Consider the following 883-nt stretch of genomic DNA (forward strand, 5'->3'; position numbering starts at 1 on the left):
CTGGAAACACCGTTCCTGCGCGACGCCCTGGACCGGCTCGGAATCGAGATTCAGGTCGGGCAGCGCCACGAGTACAAGAACGCTGTCAACACGTTCGTGGAACGCGATTTCACCGCTGCGCACCGCGAGGCCAGCGAGCGGATCGTCGCGTCCAGCCTGTCCATGATTATTGACGGCATCGCCACCGGCCGCGGCCTGTCACCGGGGCAGGTCCGTGAACTGATCGACAACGCGCCGCTGTCCGCCGAGCAGGCCCGGCGTGCCGGCCTGGTCGACCGGTTGGGTTATCGGGACGAGGTGTACGCCGCCGCCAGGTCCCACGCCCGCCGGACCGCGGGCAGCAGCGCCGGCCGTGAGACGGGCGACAGCGCCGGTGGCGATGTGGGCGCCAGCAGTGACGTCGAGGCCGGTGCGGACACCGCGGGCGGGGATGACCGCGACGGCGTGTCCCTGATGTACCTCTCCCACTACCGCCGGGTGGCGCTGCGCCGGGAGGCGTCCCGGCTGCGCGTGCCCGCCCCGGTACTCCACCGGGGTCTGCCGTCGTCGAAGCCGGGCGGGAAGGCTGTCCGGCACGGGGTCGAACGGCACAAGGTGATCGCCGTCATCCACGGGACCGGGCCGGTGCTGCTCGGTCGCGGCGGGCGCGCGCCGTTCGGGGGTCCGGTGATGACCTCGGACGCCCTCACCGCCGCCTTCCGGGCGGCAGGCCGCGACGACGACGTTGCCGCGGTCGTGTTCCGGGTGGACAGCCCCGGCGGCTCGTACGTGGCCTCCGACCTGATCCGGCGGGAGGTCGAACGGTTCCAGGCGACCGGACGTCCGGTGGTGGTCTCGATGGGCTCGGTGGCGGCCTCCGGCGGGTATTTCGTCGCGCTCGGAG

The 883-nt window shown here is 72.5% G+C and carries 1 protein-coding gene; it reads left to right on the forward strand.

Annotated elements, in window-relative coordinates; genetic code table 11:
- A partial coding sequence (locus DD1DGNOD_RS28765; protein WP_241255453.1) for a S49 family peptidase occupies positions 1-883 on the forward strand: 883 nt, incomplete at both ends.

The sequence above is a fragment of the Candidatus Protofrankia californiensis genome (genome assembly GCF_900634765.1).
In the GTDB taxonomy this organism is placed as follows: domain Bacteria; phylum Actinomycetota; class Actinomycetes; order Frankiales; family Frankiaceae; genus Protofrankia; species Protofrankia californiensis.